The organism is Streptomyces sp. NPDC059454, from assembly GCF_042749965.1.
Classification (GTDB): domain Bacteria; phylum Actinomycetota; class Actinomycetes; order Streptomycetales; family Streptomycetaceae; genus Streptomyces.
The window spans coordinates 137,885-154,056 of sequence record NZ_JBHYVC010000009.1; the positions used below are offsets into that span (position 1 = coordinate 137,885).

Annotated in this window: 19 protein-coding genes; 9 read left to right on the forward strand and 10 right to left on the reverse strand. The window is 70.6% G+C overall.

Features of this window, described 5'->3' with window-relative positions; translation table 11 throughout:
- Positions 1-223: 223 nt before the first annotated feature.
- Positions 224-664: a methylmalonyl-CoA epimerase gene (gene mce, locus ACFXAE_RS09390; RefSeq protein WP_384710502.1), complete on the reverse strand. Its 441-nt coding sequence runs from the start codon at positions 662-664 to the stop codon at positions 224-226.
- Between the two features lie 147 nt (positions 665-811).
- On the opposite strand from mce, the gene ACFXAE_RS09395 reads away from it, so the two are divergent.
- Together ACFXAE_RS09395 and meaB are read left to right on the forward strand one after the other, a co-directional pair.
- Positions 812-2,035, forward strand: a complete 1,224-nt coding sequence (locus tag ACFXAE_RS09395) for an acetyl-CoA C-acetyltransferase (RefSeq protein WP_384710505.1) — start codon at positions 812-814, stop codon at positions 2,033-2,035.
- A gap of 51 nt (positions 2,036-2,086) precedes the next feature.
- Positions 2,087-3,043 (forward strand): methylmalonyl Co-A mutase-associated GTPase MeaB, encoded by a 957-nt coding sequence (gene meaB, locus ACFXAE_RS09400; RefSeq protein ID WP_384710508.1) that lies wholly within the window; start codon positions 2,087-2,089, stop codon positions 3,041-3,043.
- 9 nt (positions 3,044-3,052) lie between these two features.
- Here meaB and ACFXAE_RS09405 read toward each other — a convergent pair whose 3' ends face one another.
- From ACFXAE_RS09405 to ACFXAE_RS09415, 3 genes are read right to left on the reverse strand one after another with little or no spacing between them, the layout of a single operon-like run.
- On the reverse strand, positions 3,053-3,505 hold the full coding sequence (locus tag ACFXAE_RS09405) for a PIN domain-containing protein (RefSeq protein ID WP_384710511.1): 453 nt from the start codon (positions 3,503-3,505) through the stop codon (positions 3,053-3,055).
- A complete protein-coding gene (locus ACFXAE_RS09410) occupies positions 3,498-3,785 on the reverse strand; it encodes a type II toxin-antitoxin system Phd/YefM family antitoxin (protein ID WP_384710514.1) in 288 nt (95 codons plus the stop codon). The genes ACFXAE_RS09405 and ACFXAE_RS09410 overlap by 8 nt, the downstream gene beginning before the upstream one ends.
- Before the next feature lie 40 nt (positions 3,786-3,825).
- Positions 3,826-4,500 carry a PepSY domain-containing protein gene (locus ACFXAE_RS09415; RefSeq protein WP_384710517.1) on the reverse strand — a complete coding sequence of 225 codons (675 nt, stop codon included), beginning with the start codon at positions 4,498-4,500 and terminating at the stop codon, positions 3,826-3,828.
- 115 nt (positions 4,501-4,615) lie between these two features.
- Between ACFXAE_RS09415 and ACFXAE_RS09420 the strand changes: the two genes are divergently transcribed.
- Both ACFXAE_RS09420 and ACFXAE_RS09425 read left to right on the forward strand, forming a co-directional pair.
- Positions 4,616-5,335 carry a response regulator transcription factor gene (locus ACFXAE_RS09420; RefSeq protein ID WP_384710520.1) on the forward strand — a complete coding sequence of 240 codons (720 nt, stop codon included), beginning with the start codon at positions 4,616-4,618 and terminating at the stop codon, positions 5,333-5,335.
- Positions 5,332-6,735 carry an ATP-binding protein gene (locus ACFXAE_RS09425; protein ID WP_384710523.1) on the forward strand — a complete coding sequence of 468 codons (1,404 nt, stop codon included), beginning with the start codon at positions 5,332-5,334 and terminating at the stop codon, positions 6,733-6,735. Before ACFXAE_RS09420 ends, ACFXAE_RS09425 begins: the two co-directional genes overlap by 4 nt.
- Before the next feature lie 13 nt (positions 6,736-6,748).
- Here ACFXAE_RS09425 and ACFXAE_RS09430 read toward each other — a convergent pair whose 3' ends face one another.
- From ACFXAE_RS09430 to ACFXAE_RS09445, 4 genes are all read right to left on the reverse strand, one after another.
- The gene (locus ACFXAE_RS09430; RefSeq protein ID WP_085571453.1) at positions 6,749-7,225 is read right to left on the reverse strand and encodes a MarR family winged helix-turn-helix transcriptional regulator; all 477 of its coding nucleotides are present in this window, start codon (positions 7,223-7,225) and stop codon (positions 6,749-6,751) included.
- Positions 7,226-7,322: 97 nt separating this feature from the next.
- Positions 7,323-8,126, reverse strand: coding sequence for an AIM24 family protein (locus ACFXAE_RS09435; protein ID WP_384710526.1), 804 nt, complete (start codon positions 8,124-8,126; stop codon positions 7,323-7,325).
- A complete protein-coding gene (locus ACFXAE_RS09440; RefSeq protein WP_384710529.1) occupies positions 8,123-8,773 on the reverse strand; it encodes an AIM24 family protein in 651 nt (216 codons plus the stop codon). The genes ACFXAE_RS09435 and ACFXAE_RS09440 overlap by 4 nt, the downstream gene beginning before the upstream one ends.
- 1 nt (position 8,774) lies before the next feature.
- Positions 8,775-9,407, reverse strand: coding sequence for an AIM24 family protein (locus tag ACFXAE_RS09445; RefSeq protein WP_384710532.1), 633 nt, complete (start codon positions 9,405-9,407; stop codon positions 8,775-8,777).
- A gap of 197 nt (positions 9,408-9,604) precedes the next feature.
- Here ACFXAE_RS09445 and ACFXAE_RS09450 point away from each other — a divergent pair, with 197 nt between their 5' ends.
- The 3 genes from ACFXAE_RS09450 to ACFXAE_RS09460 all read left to right on the forward strand — a co-directional run bounded on the left by ACFXAE_RS09450 (position 9,605) and on the right by ACFXAE_RS09460 (position 10,820).
- Positions 9,605-9,949, forward strand: a complete 345-nt coding sequence (locus tag ACFXAE_RS09450) for a DUF3817 domain-containing protein (protein ID WP_384710535.1) — start codon at positions 9,605-9,607, stop codon at positions 9,947-9,949.
- A complete protein-coding gene (locus ACFXAE_RS09455) occupies positions 9,946-10,248 on the forward strand; it encodes an MTH1187 family thiamine-binding protein (RefSeq protein WP_384710537.1) in 303 nt (100 codons plus the stop codon). Before ACFXAE_RS09450 ends, ACFXAE_RS09455 begins: the two co-directional genes overlap by 4 nt.
- Positions 10,249-10,310: 62 nt before the next feature.
- Positions 10,311-10,820 carry a MarR family winged helix-turn-helix transcriptional regulator gene (locus tag ACFXAE_RS09460; protein ID WP_384710540.1) on the forward strand — a complete coding sequence of 170 codons (510 nt, stop codon included), beginning with the start codon at positions 10,311-10,313 and terminating at the stop codon, positions 10,818-10,820.
- Between the two features lie 44 nt (positions 10,821-10,864).
- On the opposite strand, the gene ACFXAE_RS09465 is transcribed toward ACFXAE_RS09460, so the two are convergent.
- A complete protein-coding gene (locus ACFXAE_RS09465; RefSeq protein ID WP_384710543.1) occupies positions 10,865-11,779 on the reverse strand; it encodes a YceI family protein in 915 nt (304 codons plus the stop codon).
- Positions 11,780-12,213: 434 nt separating this feature from the next.
- Between ACFXAE_RS09465 and ACFXAE_RS09470 the strand changes: the two genes are divergently transcribed.
- Both ACFXAE_RS09470 and ACFXAE_RS09475 read left to right on the forward strand, forming a co-directional pair.
- Positions 12,214-12,546, forward strand: a complete 333-nt coding sequence (locus tag ACFXAE_RS09470) for a DUF3817 domain-containing protein (RefSeq protein WP_384710546.1) — start codon at positions 12,214-12,216, stop codon at positions 12,544-12,546.
- Positions 12,547-12,624: 78 nt separating this feature from the next.
- Positions 12,625-14,325 (forward strand): methylmalonyl-CoA mutase, encoded by a 1,701-nt coding sequence (locus tag ACFXAE_RS09475; protein ID WP_384710549.1) that lies wholly within the window; start codon positions 12,625-12,627, stop codon positions 14,323-14,325.
- A gap of 173 nt (positions 14,326-14,498) precedes the next feature.
- On the opposite strand, the gene ACFXAE_RS09480 is transcribed toward ACFXAE_RS09475, so the two are convergent.
- Positions 14,499-15,851, reverse strand: a complete 1,353-nt coding sequence (locus ACFXAE_RS09480; RefSeq protein WP_384710551.1) for a hypothetical protein — start codon at positions 15,849-15,851, stop codon at positions 14,499-14,501.
- Between the last annotated feature and the right edge of the window lie 321 nt (positions 15,852-16,172).

Sequence of the window (16,172 nt, forward strand, 5' to 3'; positions counted from 1 at the left end):
GTCCCATCCGTCCCCTGGTCGCAAGTCTGGCCGGGCTCCGTCCATCCGCCGGACGTGCCCCCCGGGGAATGGTGTCAGATCAACGGCGGAGCATGGGCTGCTGCCCCGCGCCCGCCCCCCGAAACCCGGACCCCGGCGATCCCGCCGCCGAAGACGGCGGGACTCGGTCACCACGCATCGAGCGGCGACCGGACCCAACCCTACCGGCCCTTATGTACGTGGGTCAGTGCTCGGACGACTCAACGGGCGCGGAAGTGACCAGTTCTGTCAGTACGCCGTGGCAGTCCTTGGGGTGCAGGAAGGTGATTCGTGACCCCATGGAGCCGCGCCGGGGCTCTTCGTACAGAACGCGTACGCCCTTGTCCTTGATGTCCGCGGCCTCCGCGTCCACATCCGCCGTACCGAAAGCGATGTGGTGGACGCCCTCGCCGTTCTTCGCCAGCCACTTGGCGACGGTGGAGTCCTCCCGGGTCGGCTCGAGCAGCTGCAGGTAGGAGGCCCCGCCGTCGGAGGTCTCGTTGATCTTGAGCATGGCCTCACGCACGCCCTGCTCCTCGTTGACCTCGGAGTGGAACACCTCGAACCCGTAGGTGGTCCGGTAGAACTCCACGGTCGCGTCCAGGTCGAAACAGGCGATCCCGATGTGGTCGATTCGCGTCAGCATGGATTCAGTGCAGCGCTCCCGCGATGGTTACGCAACGTGCGCGCGATCACACCGAAAGGACGATGACGTGGTCCACCGCACGTCAGTACATTCGAAGTAAACCCTCGTTCACTCCTCGGCTGTGCAGCCGGAAGGGGATCGCAGCTCATGTCTTCCGAAACTTCCGCACCATCCGCAACGAACGGCACGACCTCCGTCATCGTCGCGGGCGCCCGCACCCCGATGGGTCGGCTGCTCGGTTCACTGAAGTCCTTCTCCGGAGCCGACCTCGGCGGCTTCGCGATCAAGGCCGCCCTCGACCGTGCGGGGATCGGCGGCGACCAGGTCCAGTACGTGATCATGGGCCAGGTGCTCCAGGCCGGCGCGGGCCAGATCCCGGCCCGCCAGGCCGCCGTCAAGGCCGGCATCCCGATGAGCGTCCCGGCGCTCACCGTCAACAAGGTGTGTCTGTCGGGCCTGGACGCCATCGCGCTCGCGGACCAGCTGATCCGGGCCGGCGAGTTCGACGTGATCGTCGCCGGCGGCCAGGAGTCCATGACCAACGCCCCGCACCTGCTGCCGAAGTCCCGCGAGGGCTTCAAGTACGGCGCGGTGGAGATGCTCGACGCCATGGCGTACGACGGTCTGACCGACTCCTTCGAGAACATCGCCATGGGCGAGTCCACCGAGAAGCACAACACCCGCCTCGGCATCGCCCGCCCCGAGCAGGACGAGATCGCCGCCCTCTCCCACCAGCGGGCCGCCGCCGCACAGAAGAACGGCGTCTACGAGGCCGAGATCACCCCGGTCGAGATCCCGCAGCGCAAGGGCGACCCGGTCCTGTTCAGCAAGGACGAGGGCATCCGCGGCGACACCACCGCCGAGTCCCTCGGCAGGCTGCGCCCGGCGTTCGCCAAGGACGGCACCATCACCGCGGGCTCGTCCTCGCAGATCTCGGACGGCGCGGCGGCCGTGGTCGTGATGAGCAAGGCCAAGGCGCAGGAACTGGGCCTGGAGTGGATCGCCGAGATCGGCGCCCACGGCAACGTGGCCGGACCCGACAACTCCCTCCAGTCGCAGCCCTCCAACGCGATCCGCCACGCCCTGAAGAAGGAAGGGCTGGAGGTCTCCGACCTCGACCTCATCGAGATCAACGAGGCCTTCGCCGCGGTCGCCGTGCAGTCAATGAAGGATCTGGGCGTTTCCACCGAAAAGGTGAACGTCAACGGCGGCGCCATCGCGCTGGGTCACCCGATCGGGATGTCCGGCGCACGGCTCGTGCTGCACCTCGCCCTGGAACTGAAGCGGCGCGGCGGCGGCGTCGGCGCGGCGGCGCTGTGCGGCGGCGGCGGCCAGGGTGACGCGCTGATCGTGCGGGTCCCCAAGGCCTGAGCCGGGTCTCCTCGCAGGTTTGCTGATTTCCCTCTCGTGAACGGAGCTGTGATGCAGGACGTCTCCTCGCTGGTCGCCCGGGCCAGGGAAGGCAGGCCACGGGCCGTGGCCAGGCTGATCTCCCTGGTGGAGGGGGCGTCCCCGCAGCTCAGGGAGGTCATGGCGGCCCTCGCGCCGCTGACCGGGAACGCGTACGTGGTGGGCCTCACCGGTTCCCCGGGCGTCGGCAAGTCGACGTCCACCTCGGCCCTGGTGACCGCGTACCGCAAACAGGGCAAGCGGGTCGGCGTCCTGGCCGTCGACCCGTCCTCCCCCTTCTCGGGCGGCGCCCTGCTCGGGGACCGCGTCCGCATGTCGGAGCACGCCTCCGACCCCGGCGTCTACATCCGTTCCATGGCCACGCGCGGTCACCTCGGCGGCCTCGCGTGGGCCGCCCCGCAGGCCATCCGCGTCCTGGACGCGGCCGGCTGCGACGTGGTCCTGGTCGAGACGGTGGGCGTGGGCCAGTCGGAGGTGGAGATCGCCTCCCAGGCCGACACGTCCGTGGTGCTGCTGGCCCCCGGCATGGGCGACGGCATCCAGGCGGCGAAGGCCGGAATCCTGGAGATCGGCGACGTCTACGTCGTCAACAAGGCCGACCGCGACGGCGCCGACGCCACCGCCCGCGAGCTGAACCACATGCTCGGCCTCGGCGAGTCCCGCGCCCCGGGCGACTGGCGCCCCCCGATCGTCAAGACGGTCGCCGCCCGCGCGGAGGGCGTCGACGAGGTCGTCGAGGCCCTGGAGAAGCACCGCGCGTGGATGGAGGAACACGGCGTCCTGACGAGCCGCCGCCTGGCCCGCGCCTCCCGCGAGGTCGAGACCATCGCGGTCACGGCCCTCCGCGAACGCATCGGCGACCTCCACGGCGACCGCCGCCTGGACGCGCTGGCGGAACGGATCATCGCCGGGGACCTCGACCCGTACCGGGCGGCGGACGAACTGGTGGCGGGCCTGACGCGGGGCTGACTCCAGTCGTCAGAGATCGTCGGGCAGGAGCCGGAAGGCGGGTTCTCCGGTGAGTGGCCGCATCATGCGGAAATGGCCGTCCGTGGTGAAGAGGGAGGTCGTCCGGAAGGCCGCCGCCAGCGCCACGTTCATCGCGTCCGCCAGTCCCGCTCCTGCCCCGCCGTCGGTGTCGGCGTACCCGCGCATCACCGCCATGGCCGCCCTCAGGTGCGGCCCGGTCTCGGGAATCTCGAACCGGCGGGCTTCCGTCTGCCCCGCGATGAAGTCCAGCGCGTTCATGGCCGCCCGGGCACCGACTCGTGACGTCAGCAAGTAGTCCAGCTCCGTGAGCACCATGGGTGACACCACGAGGTGACCCATACGGGCCAGAGCTTCGCGGTGAGCGGCGTGGCGGGGGTCCTTCGGGGTGAACAACCGGTACAGAGCATTGGTATCGGCGATCGCGACCGGGAAGTCAGCCATCGGTCTCCCCGGCCGTCACTCCGCCCATACCGCGCAGCGTCGCGTCGATCTCGTCATCGTCGAGCACCGGACCACCCAGGTCGGGGATGTCCAGGTCGCCCATGGGGTCGGTGCGGAACGGGTACGCGGGGCGGCCCGTCGGCGTGCCCCGGGGGACGATGTCCCCTATGGGCACGCCGTCCTTGGTGATGGTCACCGTCTCCCCGGCCGCCACGCGGGCCAGGACGCGTGATGTCTGCTGATTGAGCTCCCTGAGCGGGACCTCGGCGTCGTCACTCATCCCTCTAGCGTACTACTCGTTCTACATGGCGGGACTCTGCTCAGTCGTCGTCCGAGTCGTCACGGTCCGCCGTGACCTTGCCGCTGCCCAGGTCGACCCGCCAGTCCCGCTCGTCCTCGCCGGAGGTGCGGGTCTCGGCCTCCCAGCCCTTGTCATCGTCGTCGTCGAGGTCCACCGACGTCACCGTTCCCTTGGCGGCCGCCGCCTTCGCGGCCTCCTCGGCCGTCACCGCCGTGCCCTTCAGAGCGGCCCGCACCTCGGCGGCGTCGTCCTCGTCGTCCTTCTGGGCGCCCAGGACCTTGCCGGTGCCCGGGTCGACGCGCACGCTGTGCCAGGTGTCCCCGCCGCCGAGGACGTCGACCTCCCAGACCGCCTTGCCGCCGTCGTCGTCATCGTCCAGCTCGGCGGAGACGGCCGTGCCCGGCCTGTGCTTCAACGCGGCGGCGATGGCGTCGGCGGCGGTCACCCCACCGGAGGAGGCGACGCGGGCGGCGTCGTCGTCACCGTCGCTGTGGTCGTCCTGGTCGTCCTGGTCGTCCTGGGCGTCGGCGTCCGCACGTCCCCGGTCGTCGTCGCGCCCGTCGTCGTCCGCCGCCCGGTTCTCCGTGGACCGCGTCGTCGGCGCGTCGTCCCCCGAGACCGCGAGGGCCGTGGCCGTACCGCCCCCGACCAGGGCCGCGGCCGTGACGACGGCGATCACGATGTTGCGCTTCATGCTGGTTCCTCCCGAGCTGCTTCGTTTTCGGCGCCTTCAATCTCGCCGACCGACGCTGAGCGGAACCTGAAGCCGCCTGAAGGGATCTTCAGCTTCGTTTTGCGACCCTTACGGCATGCGCCCGCCCGTCTCCCACCACCACCCTGCCGGAGGCGCTTCGCGCCGCCCCTTTCGATTGCTGATCGTCGAGGACGAAAAACGCCTCGCCCTCTCCCTCGCCAAGGGGCTGACCGCCGAGGGCTACGTCGTGGACGTCGTCCACGACGGCCGGGAGGGGCTGCACCGGGCCACGGAGGGGACGTACGACCTCCTCGTCCTCGACATCATGCTGCCCGGCCTGAACGGCTACCGCGTCTGCGCCGCCCTGCGCGCCGCCGGCCACGACGTGCCGATCCTGATGCTCACGGCCAAGGACGGCGAGTACGACGAGGCCGAGGGCCTGGACACGGGCGCCGACGACTACCTCACCAAGCCGTTCTCGTACGTCGTCCTCGTCGCCCGGATCAAGGCGCTGCTGCGCCGCCGGCCGGCCGCCGGGGCCTCCCCGGTCCATGTGCACGGCGACCTGAAGGTGGACACCGCCGCCCGCCGGGTCTTCCTGGACGAGGACGAAGTGGCCCTGACCACGAAGGAGTTCTCGGTGCTCGAGCACCTGGTGCTGCGGGCCGGTGAGGTGGTCTCCAAGGCCGACATCCTCGAACACGTCTGGGACTTCGCCTACGACGGGGACCCCAACATCGTCGAGGTGTACATCAGCGCCCTGCGCCGCAAACTGCGCCCCGGACTCATCCGCACCGTGCGCGGCGCCGGTTACCGGCTGGAGACGGCGCCGTGAGCCGGCTCTTCGGTTCGGTCCGCGCACGGGCGACGCTCGGCGCCACCCTCGTGGTCGCCGTCGCCCTCGTGGCGGCCGGGACCGCCGTACTGCTGTCGCTGCGCTCCAACCTGACCGCCGAGGCGGGCACCCAGGCGGAACGCTCCGCACGGGCGGTCGCCTCCGAACTCGCCGCCCGGACGCCGTACGGCGAACTGTCGGGACTGGACGGCGACGACGGCCCGGTGCAGGCCGTCGACGAGGAGGGCCGGCTGGTAGCCGCCAGCGAGGACCTGGAGCGGATCACCGGCACCGCGACGACCGACGTGACGCCGCAGTCACCGAAGCCGGACGATGACGACGACGACTCCGATTCCGACGAGTCCCTCGACCCCGGTGAGATCGCCCACGAGACCACCTTCAGCAACGGCTCCGCCACGATCGACGGCGACACCGAGGACTACCGCTTCGCCGCCGTGGAGGTCGAGACCCCCGACCACGGCCGCCTCACCGTCCACGCGGGCGCCCCCCTGGCCGCCGAACACAGCGCCGTGCGGACCGCGCTGACCGTGATGCTCATCGGCTTCCCGCTGCTCCTGGTGGTCGTCGCCGCGGTGACCTGGCTGGTCACCGGCCGGGCGTTGCGCCCGGTGGAGGGCATCCGCGGCGAGATGGCCGCGATCACCGCCTCCGAGGACCTCGCCCGCCGCGTCCCCGAACCGGCCACCCACGACGAGATCGCCCGTCTCGCCCGCACCACCAACGAGACGCTGGCCGCGCTGGAGGCGTCCGTGGAGCGGCAGCGGCGGTTCGTCGCCGACGCCTCGCACGAGCTGCGCAGCCCGATCGCGTCCCTGCGCACTCAGTTGGAGGTGGCCGCCGCCCACCCCGAGCTGCTCGACCTGGACGGTGCCGTCGAGGACACCGTGCGGCTCCAGCACCTCGCCGCCGATCTGCTGCTGCTCGCCCGGCTGGACGCGGGGGAGCGGCCCGCCGACGCCCGGGTCGACCTGTCCGCGCTGGCCCGCGAGGAGGCCGCGGGACGTACGGGCGTGACGGTGGACGCGGAGCCGGCGGAGGTGACCGGATCCCGGGGGCAACTGGCGCGCGTGCTCGCCAACCTGCTGGACAACGGCCGGCGGCACGCCCGCGAGCGGGTCACCGTGACCGTACGGCGGGAGGGTGACTGGGCGGTCCTCGGCGTGGCCGACGACGGCGAGGGGGTGGCCGAGGCCGACCGGGAGCGGATCTTCCAGCGGTTCGTACGGCTGGACGCCGCCCGCAGCCGCGACGACGGTGGCGCGGGGCTGGGACTGGCGATCGCGAGGGACGTCGCCGTACGGCACGGCGGGACGCTCACGGCGGGTGCGGCGCCGGCCGGCGGAGCCCTCTTCGAACTCCGCCTGCCGCTCGCCGGGTGAGACCGGGAGCGGGTCAGTGACGTCCCCGCTGCCCGCGCAGGTGCTCCGCGATGGGCTTGAGGGCCTTGTCGAGTTCGGTGAGGGCCTCGGGGGAGAGCAGGTCGATGAAGTGCCGGCGCACGGACGCCACATGATGGGGCGCGACCTTCTGCATGGTCTCCATGCCGTGGTCGGTGAGGACCGCGTAGAGCCCGCGGCGGTCGGACTCGCAGTTCTCCCGCCGGACCAGGTCCGCGTTCTCCATGCGGGTGATCTGGTGCGAGAGGCGGCTCTTGGACTGCATGGTCGCGGAGGCGAGGTCGCTCATCCGCATCCGCCGGTCCTCCGACTCGGACAGGTTCACCAGGATCTCGTAGTCGTTCATCGTCAGGCCGAACGGCTGCAGATCCTTCTCGAGCTGGTACGTCAACAGCCTGTTGACCTCCAGGTGGGTGCGCCAGGCGCACTGCTCCGCATTGGTCAGCCAGCGGGTGGCCGTCTCGGTCTCCATGAATGAAGTCTACCTAAGGAAGTTGAATGGCGAACTAATAAGGCTTCCGTGTGACACCGTGCGCAGGCGTTCGATGTCACACCCCGCACATTACCGCTCACAGCCCGAAGCGACGCTGGAGGTCTCCCAGCTGTCCGGGAAGGCGCGGTGTGCCCGCCCCCTGTCCGTGGCCTCCGGGAACCCCGCCCCCGGGCACTCCCGGCTCATGCGGAGTCACCCCCGTGGCCTGCTCCGCCATCAGCGCCTCGGACGACTGGAGCAGCACCGTGCCCGCCCCCGCGAACTCGAACTGGTGCTCCTCGCCGGAGGCCCCGCCGAGGCCCGTCATCGCACGTAGACCGCCCATCAGGCCGGTCATGTAGCCGTGGTCGTAGTGGTGGCACGGGGAGGGGCAGTCCGCCCATCCGACCAGCGCCTGCGGATCCACCCGGAGGGGAGGTTCCATGAACACCACCGGACCGTTGGAGGCGGCCACGAACTTTCCGGTTCCGATCAGCGTGAGGAAACCCGGCACGATCGACTGCTTCAGCGACAGAGTTGGCTGAAAAGCTAGGAGGTTGCCCGAGCGAATGGTCAGGTTGCCGTCCTCGAGATCGTACGAATTCACGTCGAAGGCCCGGTCGGCGAGGAGCATCTTGCCCGATCCCTCCGCCACCACCCAGTCGCTCGCGTGCAGAGGCGAATGGAACGACGTACGGACAAGTCGGTCGAGTCGCCCGTGCCCGATGCCGTTGAACTCGATCGAACCGTAGTAGGCGATCATCTTCCCCTTCTGCATGAACCACTGGGTGCCCTTGAGCTCCACGCAGAAGGTGTAGTGATCGACGTTGTCGTCGGCCGGCAGCGTCGCCGGGTCGAAGACCGTGGGCCCCGCGCCGCCCGGGGTTCCGTAGGTGCTCACAGCTTCTCCTCCGAGGCCTGCACGTACACGGCACCGCTGCCGCTCAGCTCCAGCTGGAACGCCTCGCCGGAGCCGCGGCCCACCATGTCCCGCCAGCCGAGGGCCGTGGACAGCTTGTTGCGGACGTCGCCGTGGTGGGCGACGTAGGCCTGCGGGTCGACGTGCACCGGCCGCTGCGGGGTGATCGGGACCTCGATGACCCCTCCGTGGGCCATCACGGCGACGGAGCCGTGCCCCTTGAGCGAGGTCGTGAACAGACCCTGCCCGGAGACCTGCCCCCGGACCATGCCCATCACCCCGCCCTGCGAGCCGAGGAACACCGTGCCCTGCTCCAGCGTGCCCTCGAAGGCCAGCAGCCGGTCGGCCTCGACGTACAGCGTGTCCCCGGTGAGGTCGATCACCTGGATGTGGTGGCCGCCGTGCCCGAACAGCACGGTGCCGCTGCCCTCGACGGTCATCAGGGGGGTGTCCTCGTCGGCCACCCGCCGGCCGATCATCGACATCACCCCGCCCTGGCCCCCGGCCCTGTTCGGGGTGAAGCTCACTTCCCCCTTGTACGCGAGCATCGCGCCGCGCTGACTGAACAGCCGCTGCCCCGGCGACACCGTCGCCTCGATCATCTTCGCGTTGATCTCCCGGAAGCCCATGTCACACGTCCCCCGCGATCGTGTTCCGCTCGCTGGGCTGCACGTAGACCAGCCCGTCGCCCTCGAACCGGATCTGGAAGGCCTCGCCGCCGCCCTCCCCGAGCAGGGTGCGGAAGGTCACACCCGACTGGAAGGACTGCCGCAGGTTCCCCTGGTGGGCCACGTAGGCGCCCGGGTCGACCGTCAGCGGGTACTGCGGGCTGACCCGGAGCAGCACCGCCGGCCCGTCCGACAGGAGCGCCGCCTGGCCGTGTCCCTCGATCGTGGTCGTGAACAGCCCGTTGCCCTGGGAGGCCCCGCGCGCGCCCGTGAAGCTCGTCCCGGTGCGCAGGCCCCCGTCGGTCGCCAGCAGGTTGCTGGACTCCACGTACAGCTTGTCCCCTTGCAGACCCACCAGACTGATCTCGGAGGCACGGTCCGCGAAGAAGCAGGTCCCGTGCCCTTTCACCTCCATCAACGTCATCTGCTCACCCGTGAGCCGCCGGGTCACCATCCCCCTCAGGCCCTCACCACCACCGCTGAGCTTCTTGAAGGCCATGTCACCGTCGTACGCGACCATGGAGCCGTTCTTCGCCTTCACGGCATCCCCGGTCATGTCGACGGCGAGCACCTTGCTGCTCTGAAGTCGGAACATCGCCACCCCTGCGACGGTAGCCGCACCTTCGCCCCCGCCGACAGATCCCGAAGGTGGAGTCGGACCCCGAACGGCCCCCTACGGGACCCCCTCCGGTGATCGCGGACGGCGTTTGCCACAATGGCGTGACGCTTGTGCGTACGTTCACAAGCCGTTCGACCCGTAGACGCCGACGTCTCTCCCACCGAAGGTGACCCGTGGACATCAAGACCGCCTCCGCCCTCCGCCGCCTCCGCCTGGTCTCGGGCCCCGAAGCGATCTCGTTCCTGCTGCTGCTCGTCTGCTCGGTCCTGAAGCGGACCACGGACTTCAACGCCGTCCCGGTGATGGGCGCGGTCCACGGCTTCCTCTTCGTCCTCTACGTGCTCTTCTGGGCCGACGCCTGGAACCGCGCCAAGTGGTCGCTGGGGACCGCCGCCTTCTACTTCCTGATGTCGGTCCTGCCGACCGGCGGCTTCTTCGCCGACCGCCGGCTCAAGCGCGAGGCCGAGGACGCGGTGATCGCCTCCCGCGCCCGCAGCGAGAAGGCCGTGGGCGCGTGATCGTCGCCTTCTCGGTGACACCCCTCGGCGTCGGCGAGGACGTGGGGGAGTACGTCGCCGACGCCGTGCGGGTGGTCCGCGAGTCCGGCCTGCCGAACCGCACCGACGCCATGTTCACCTCCGTGGAAGGCGAGTGGGACGAGGTCATGGACGTGGTGAAGCGCGCCGTGGCCGCGGTGGAGGCACGCGCGCCGCGCGTCTCCCTGGTCCTCAAGGCGGACCTCCGCCCGGGCGTGGAGGACGGACTCACGTCCAAGGTGGAGACGGTCGAACGTCACCTGGCGCAGCCCGGCGGATGACCGCGGACCGAGGGGCGAGACGGGGGCTGACCAACATATGACCGGCCGGTAGGGTCTGGTCCGTGCCGAAGCCGCTCAGTCTCTCGTTCGATCCCATCGCCCGCGCCGACGAGCTCTGGAAGCAGCGCTGGGGAAACGTGCCGTCGATGGCCGCGATCACCTCGATCATGCGGGCGCAGCAGATCCTGCTGGCCGAGGTGGACGCGGTGGTCAAGCCGTACGGGCTCACGTTCGCGCGGTACGAGGCGCTGGTGCTGCTGACCTTCTCCAAGTCCGGTGAGCTGCCGATGTCCAAGATCGGCGAGCGGCTCATGGTGCACCCCACGTCGGTGACGAACACCGTGGACCGCCTGGTGCGGTCCGGTCTGGTGGACAAGCGCCCCAATCCCAACGACGGCCGCGGCACCCTCGCGACCATCACCGGCAAGGGCCGCGAGGTGGTCGAGTCCGCCACCCGCGACCTGATGGCCATGGACTTCGGTCTGGGCGCGTACGACGCCGAGGAGTGCGCCGAACTCTTCGCCATGCTCCGCCCGCTGCGGCTCGCGGCGGGGGACTTCGCGGAGGACTGAGGACCGCCGCGGCGGTCGAGCGGTCCGGACTCCGGACAGCGCGCCTACCGGGGCGGGGTCGGTGTGTCGTGGGTCCGGTACATGGCCTGTACGTCGAGCGCCAGCTGGACCGTCGGCCCGACGACGGCGATGCCGCGGGCGAGCATCGAACGCCAGTTGAGGGTGAAGTCCTCGCGGTGCAGTTCGGCCTTGGCGAGGGCGGCGCAGCGCAGCTCCTGCTCGTAGCCGCCGTTCACGGTGCCGAGGTACTCGGTGTCGAGGCCCACCGAGCGACTGGTGCCGTGCATCGTGAGGGTGCCGTGCACGGTCCACTTGGAGCCGCCGTGGTAGGCGAACCGCGTGCTGGTGAAGTCGATGTACGGATAGTTCTCGACGTCGAGGAAGTCGGCCGACCGCAGGTGGTTGTCGCGGGTCTGGTTGCCCGTCGTGATGCTGGAGGCGTCGATGCGTACCGAGACCCGGGAGTCGCTCATGTCCTCCGCGATCCGGATGCCGCCGTCGAACCGGGTGAAGCGGCCGTGGACATGGGCCATGCCCACGTGCTTGGCGATGAACCGGATCGCGGTGTGCGGAGGGTCGAACACCCAGGCGCCGGTGGGCGGCAGCTCCAGTTGGCGTCCGGGCGTCAGCGTGACGCGTGCGGGGGCGAGAGCCACCCCGGCGGCTATGTCGACGGTCTCGCGTACGGGTGCCAGGCCCTCCGCCGCCAGCATCACGCTGTACCTGCCCGGGGGCAGGGCCGCCATGTAGTAGCCGTACGGGTCGGTGATGCCGCGGGCCGCGACGCGGTGGCTGTCCAGCGCGGTCACCGTGACCTCGACCGCGCCCAGCGGCTGCCCCATGACGTCGACGGCCTCGCAGCCGAACGCCCCCGCGCCGGCCGGCAGGGGGACCGAGAGGCCCGGCGCGGCGTCGGAGGCGCCGTGCGGGCGCAGGCGTCGCAGCAGTCCGAGGACCATGGTGTTCACCTTTCTTCACGCGTGCTTCCGCCCGACCCGTACAGCACCCGCACAGCACACGGCGTTCGCGGCTGCCAACAGAACGGGGAACGGGCCGTCGGTACGAAGGGGCGGCCTGTGGTTGATCATAAAACCATTGGAGGGGGAGAGCGGCTGCTCCCGGCGTCGGCACGGGCGCCTGGCGATGTCGGGCAAGCCATCGAGGAGGCGGCGTTATGCAGGACGATGTGCTGATTTGTGGCGGCATTGCTTTGCAATGACGCTCCGGCAAACGGCGGAGAACGCATCGCGCTGTTCATGCGCCACTCGCGATTTCGGTGCACATTGCACACGATCCGCGCACACGTCGCCGGACGCGTCCTGGGCGGGAGGGCTCCGGAGGAGGGACCGACCCCTGGCGAGATCTCCCGGAACGGCCCGTTACGCTCGACTCCATGAAGAAGAGCGTGCTGACCCGCTACCGGATCATGGCCTACGTCACCGGTGTCCTCCTCGTCGCGCTGACCTTTGGCATGATCGGCAAGTACGTGCTCGACATGGGCGGCGCGGCCGACTTCACGCAGGTGGTCAGCATCGCCCACGGATGGCTGTACGTCGTCTACCTGGTCTTCGCCTTCGACCTCGGTTCCAAGGCGAAGTGGCCGGTCAAGAAGCAGCTGTGGGTGCTGCTCGCCGGGACCGTCCCCACCGCCGCGTTCTTCGTGGAGCGCAGGATCAGCCGTGAGCTGGAGGGCAAGGTCGCGGACGGGGAACCCGCGGTCGCGTAACGCGTCCCACCGCCGTACGGAGCAGCGTGCGGCGGTCTCCCATCGACATTTACTTGGACGTCCTAGTAAATTCGGAGTATGGACGCTGACGCCATCGAGGAGGGCCGCCGACGCTGGCAGGCCCGGTACGACGCCGCTCGCAAGCGCGACGCGGATTTCACCACGCTCTCCGGCGATCCCGTGGAGCCGGTGTACGGGCCCCGGACCGGGGACACCTATGAGGGGTTCGAGCGGATCGGCTGGCCGGGGGAGTACCCCTTCACCCGCGGGCTGTATCCGACCGGCTACCGGGGGCGGACGTGGACCATCCGGCAGTTCGCCGGGTTCGGGAACGCCGAGCAGACCAACGAGCGCTACAAGATGATCCTCGGCAACGGCGGGGGCGGGCTCTCCGTCGCCTTCGACATGCCGACGCTCATGGGCCGCGACTCCGACGACCCGCGCTCCCTGGGCGAGGTCGGCCACTGCGGGGTGGCGATCGACTCGGCCGCCGACATGGAGGTGCTGTTCCGGGACATCCCGCTCGGGGAGGTGACGACCTCCATGACGATCAGCGGGCCCGCCGTGCCCGTCTTCTGCATGTACCTCGTCGCCGCCGAGCGCCAGGGCGTCGACCCCGCCGTGCTCAACGGCACGCTGCAGACGGACATCTTCAAGGAGTACATCGCGCAGAAGGAGTGGCTCTTCCAGCCCGAGCCGCACCTGCGCCTCATCGGCGACCTGATGGAGCACTGCGCGGCCGGCATCCCCGCCTACAAGCCGCTCTCCGTCTCCGGCTACCACATCCGCGAGGCCGGGTCGACGGCCGCGCAGGAGCTGGCGTACACGCTCGCGGACGGCTTCGGGTACGTGGAGCTGGGGCTGTCGCGCGGCCTTGACGTCGACGTCTTCGCCCCCGGCCTGTCCTTCTTCTTCGACGCGCACGTCGACTTCTTCGAGGAGATCGCCAAGTTCCGCGCGGCCCGGCGGATCTGGGCGCGCTGGATGCGCGACGTCTACGGCGCGAAGAGCGACAAGGCGCAGTGGCTGCGCTTCCACACCCAGACCGCCGGTGTCTCGCTGACCGCGCAGCAGCCCTACAACAACGTCGTACGGACCGCCGTGGAGGCGCTGGCCGCGGTACTCGGCGGGACCAACTCGCTGCACACCAACGCCCTCGACGAGACCCTCGCACTGCCCAGCGAGCAGGCCGCCGAGATCGCCCTGCGCACCCAGCAGGTGCTGATGGAGGAGACCGGCGTCGGCAACGTCGCGGACCCGCTGGGCGGTTCCTGGTACGTCGAGCAGCTCACCGACCGCATCGAGGCGGACGCCGAGAAGATCTTCGAGCAGATCAAGGAGCGGGGCCTGCGCGCCCACCCGGACGGCAGGCACCCGATCGGGCCGATCACCTCCGGCATCCTGCGCGGCATCGAGGACGGCTGGTTCACCGGCGAGATCGCCGAGTCGGCGTTCCGCTACCAGCAGGCGCTGGAGAAGGGCGACAAGCGGGTCGTCGGCGTCAACGTGCACACCGGGTCCGTCACCGGCGACCTGGAGATCCTGCGGGTCAGCCACGAGGTGGAGCGCGAGCAGGTGCGACTCCTCGGCGAGCGCAGGGCCGCCCGCGACGACGCGAAGGTGCGCGGCGCGCTCGACGCCATGGTCGCGGCCGCGCGCTCCGGCGCCAACATGATCGAGCCGATGTTGGACGCCGTACGCGCGGAGGCGACGCTCGGCGAGATCTGCGGCGTCCTGCGGGACGAGTGGGGCGTGTACACGGAGCCCGCCGGGTTCTAGACCCGACGCCACTCCGTCACGACGGTGGGGGCGGCCGCCCCCACCGTCGTGACGCCGGTCGGAGGGTTTCCGGGCGGGGAGCCGGTGTCCTGCTCCGGGACCGCGCGGAAGGGAGATCGCCGTGGTCCGGGGTCCTGATCCGGGCCACGGCGACGTCCGTGCCGGGGGCCGGGTCAGCGGCGGGTGATCTCCACGGTCACCTCGGCGGAGGCCGCGGTGTGCCAGGGGTCACCGGCGTACGTCACGCCGTACCTCACCTGACCGAGTCTGGTCGGCGTGTCGGTCACGGCGAAGGTGCCGTCGGCCGCCACGGTGACGGTGCCCAGCGAGGTGCCTTCCGGAGCGGCGGCGTCGTAGCGCTTCACCGCGACGGTGGTGCCGGGAGCGAAGGCGGCCGCCGGAGCCAGGGTGCCGGTGACGGTCAGCTGCCGGTACCACCTGCTGGTCGGGGGCGCCTGGAGGGCAAGGGTGGTCTGCACGGTGGTGGCGACCTGCCGCGCATGGAACCGGAGTCCCATGACGCCGGTCTGCTGTGTCACGGCGAAGACCCGGCTCCCGTCCGGCGCCCAGGCCAGCCCCTCCTCCACCAGCCTCTCGGTGTCACCGCCCAGCTCGACCGCGGTCAGCGGAGCGGGAGCCCCCGGCGCGTAGAAGGACAGGTCCGGCACGTCGACGCTGTTGTTGGAGGTTCCTCCGGCCACCGTGCCGTCGGGTGCGACGGCGACGGCCAGGGGAGAGGGCGAAACCGCGGGGGTTCCCTGGTCCGAGAGGTCGTCGAGGCGGAAGGCCCGGTAGCCGGGCGATATGAGGGCGGCCACGACGACGCTCCGGCCGTCGGGTGTCACGTCCAGGTCCCGCAGACCGTTCATCTCGGTCCCGGAGAAGACCCGTCGGGCGGTCACCTCGGGTGATCCGCTGCCCACGTCGTACACCGTGAGGGTGTTGACGTTGGGGTTGCCCGTGCCGGCCACCAGCACATCGGGGTCGGCGGGAGAGGCGACGAGCTCCGCCCCCCAGTCCAGTGAACCGTCCAGACCGAGCCCGACCACCGGCTCGGCACCGGACACGTCGACCGACCCGAGGTCCCCGCCGGAGCCGTATCCGAACCACAGCTTCCCGCCCGCGAAAGCCAGGCTCCACGGGGCGGTGTCCTCGCCCACGAAGTACCGCGCGGTCTCCGTCAGCGTCGCGGTGTCGTACGCGACGATGGTGTCGATGTCCCGCGCGGCCACGTAGAGGGTCCGGGAGTCGGGCGAGAGGGCCAGCCCGCCGGCGCCCGGCAGGCCGTCCAGCCAGGTGCTGTTCCCGCCGTCGTAGTCCGTCACCACGACCCGGCCGTCCGCTCCCGCGGGCATGCTGAGGAAGACCTGCCGGTTGCTCCCGTCGACCTCCATGTCGGCGAGGGAGTACAACGGCAGCGGCACACCGCCCGCCGCGAACGCCGGGGCGGCTCCCGGAACGGTCAGCAGCAGCGAACCGAGGGCTGCGGTGAGCGTGGTGCCCAGCGCCCGTCTGAGTATGCGCAAGGTAGTGCCCTTCTGTGTCCCATGAATCACGGCGGCACACCGGTTGGACGACCGGAGGGGACGGCGCGGGGCGCCGTCCGCCAGGATTCTGCGGCGCGGAGTCCCTTGAATCACGGCGGCGCACCGGTTGGACGACCGGAGGGGACGGCGCGGAGCCAGGAATTCGGAACGCCGTATCCGCGGCCCGGCGCGCGTCCCCGACCGGTTCCGCGCGTGCCGCGGTGATCCGGTCCGCACGGCGGGGCGGCACGGACCCCGTCCATGGAGCCCCGCCCGGCCGGCCGGTTCCCCTTTCCGGCGAGAGGGTCACCCCCCCGGCCT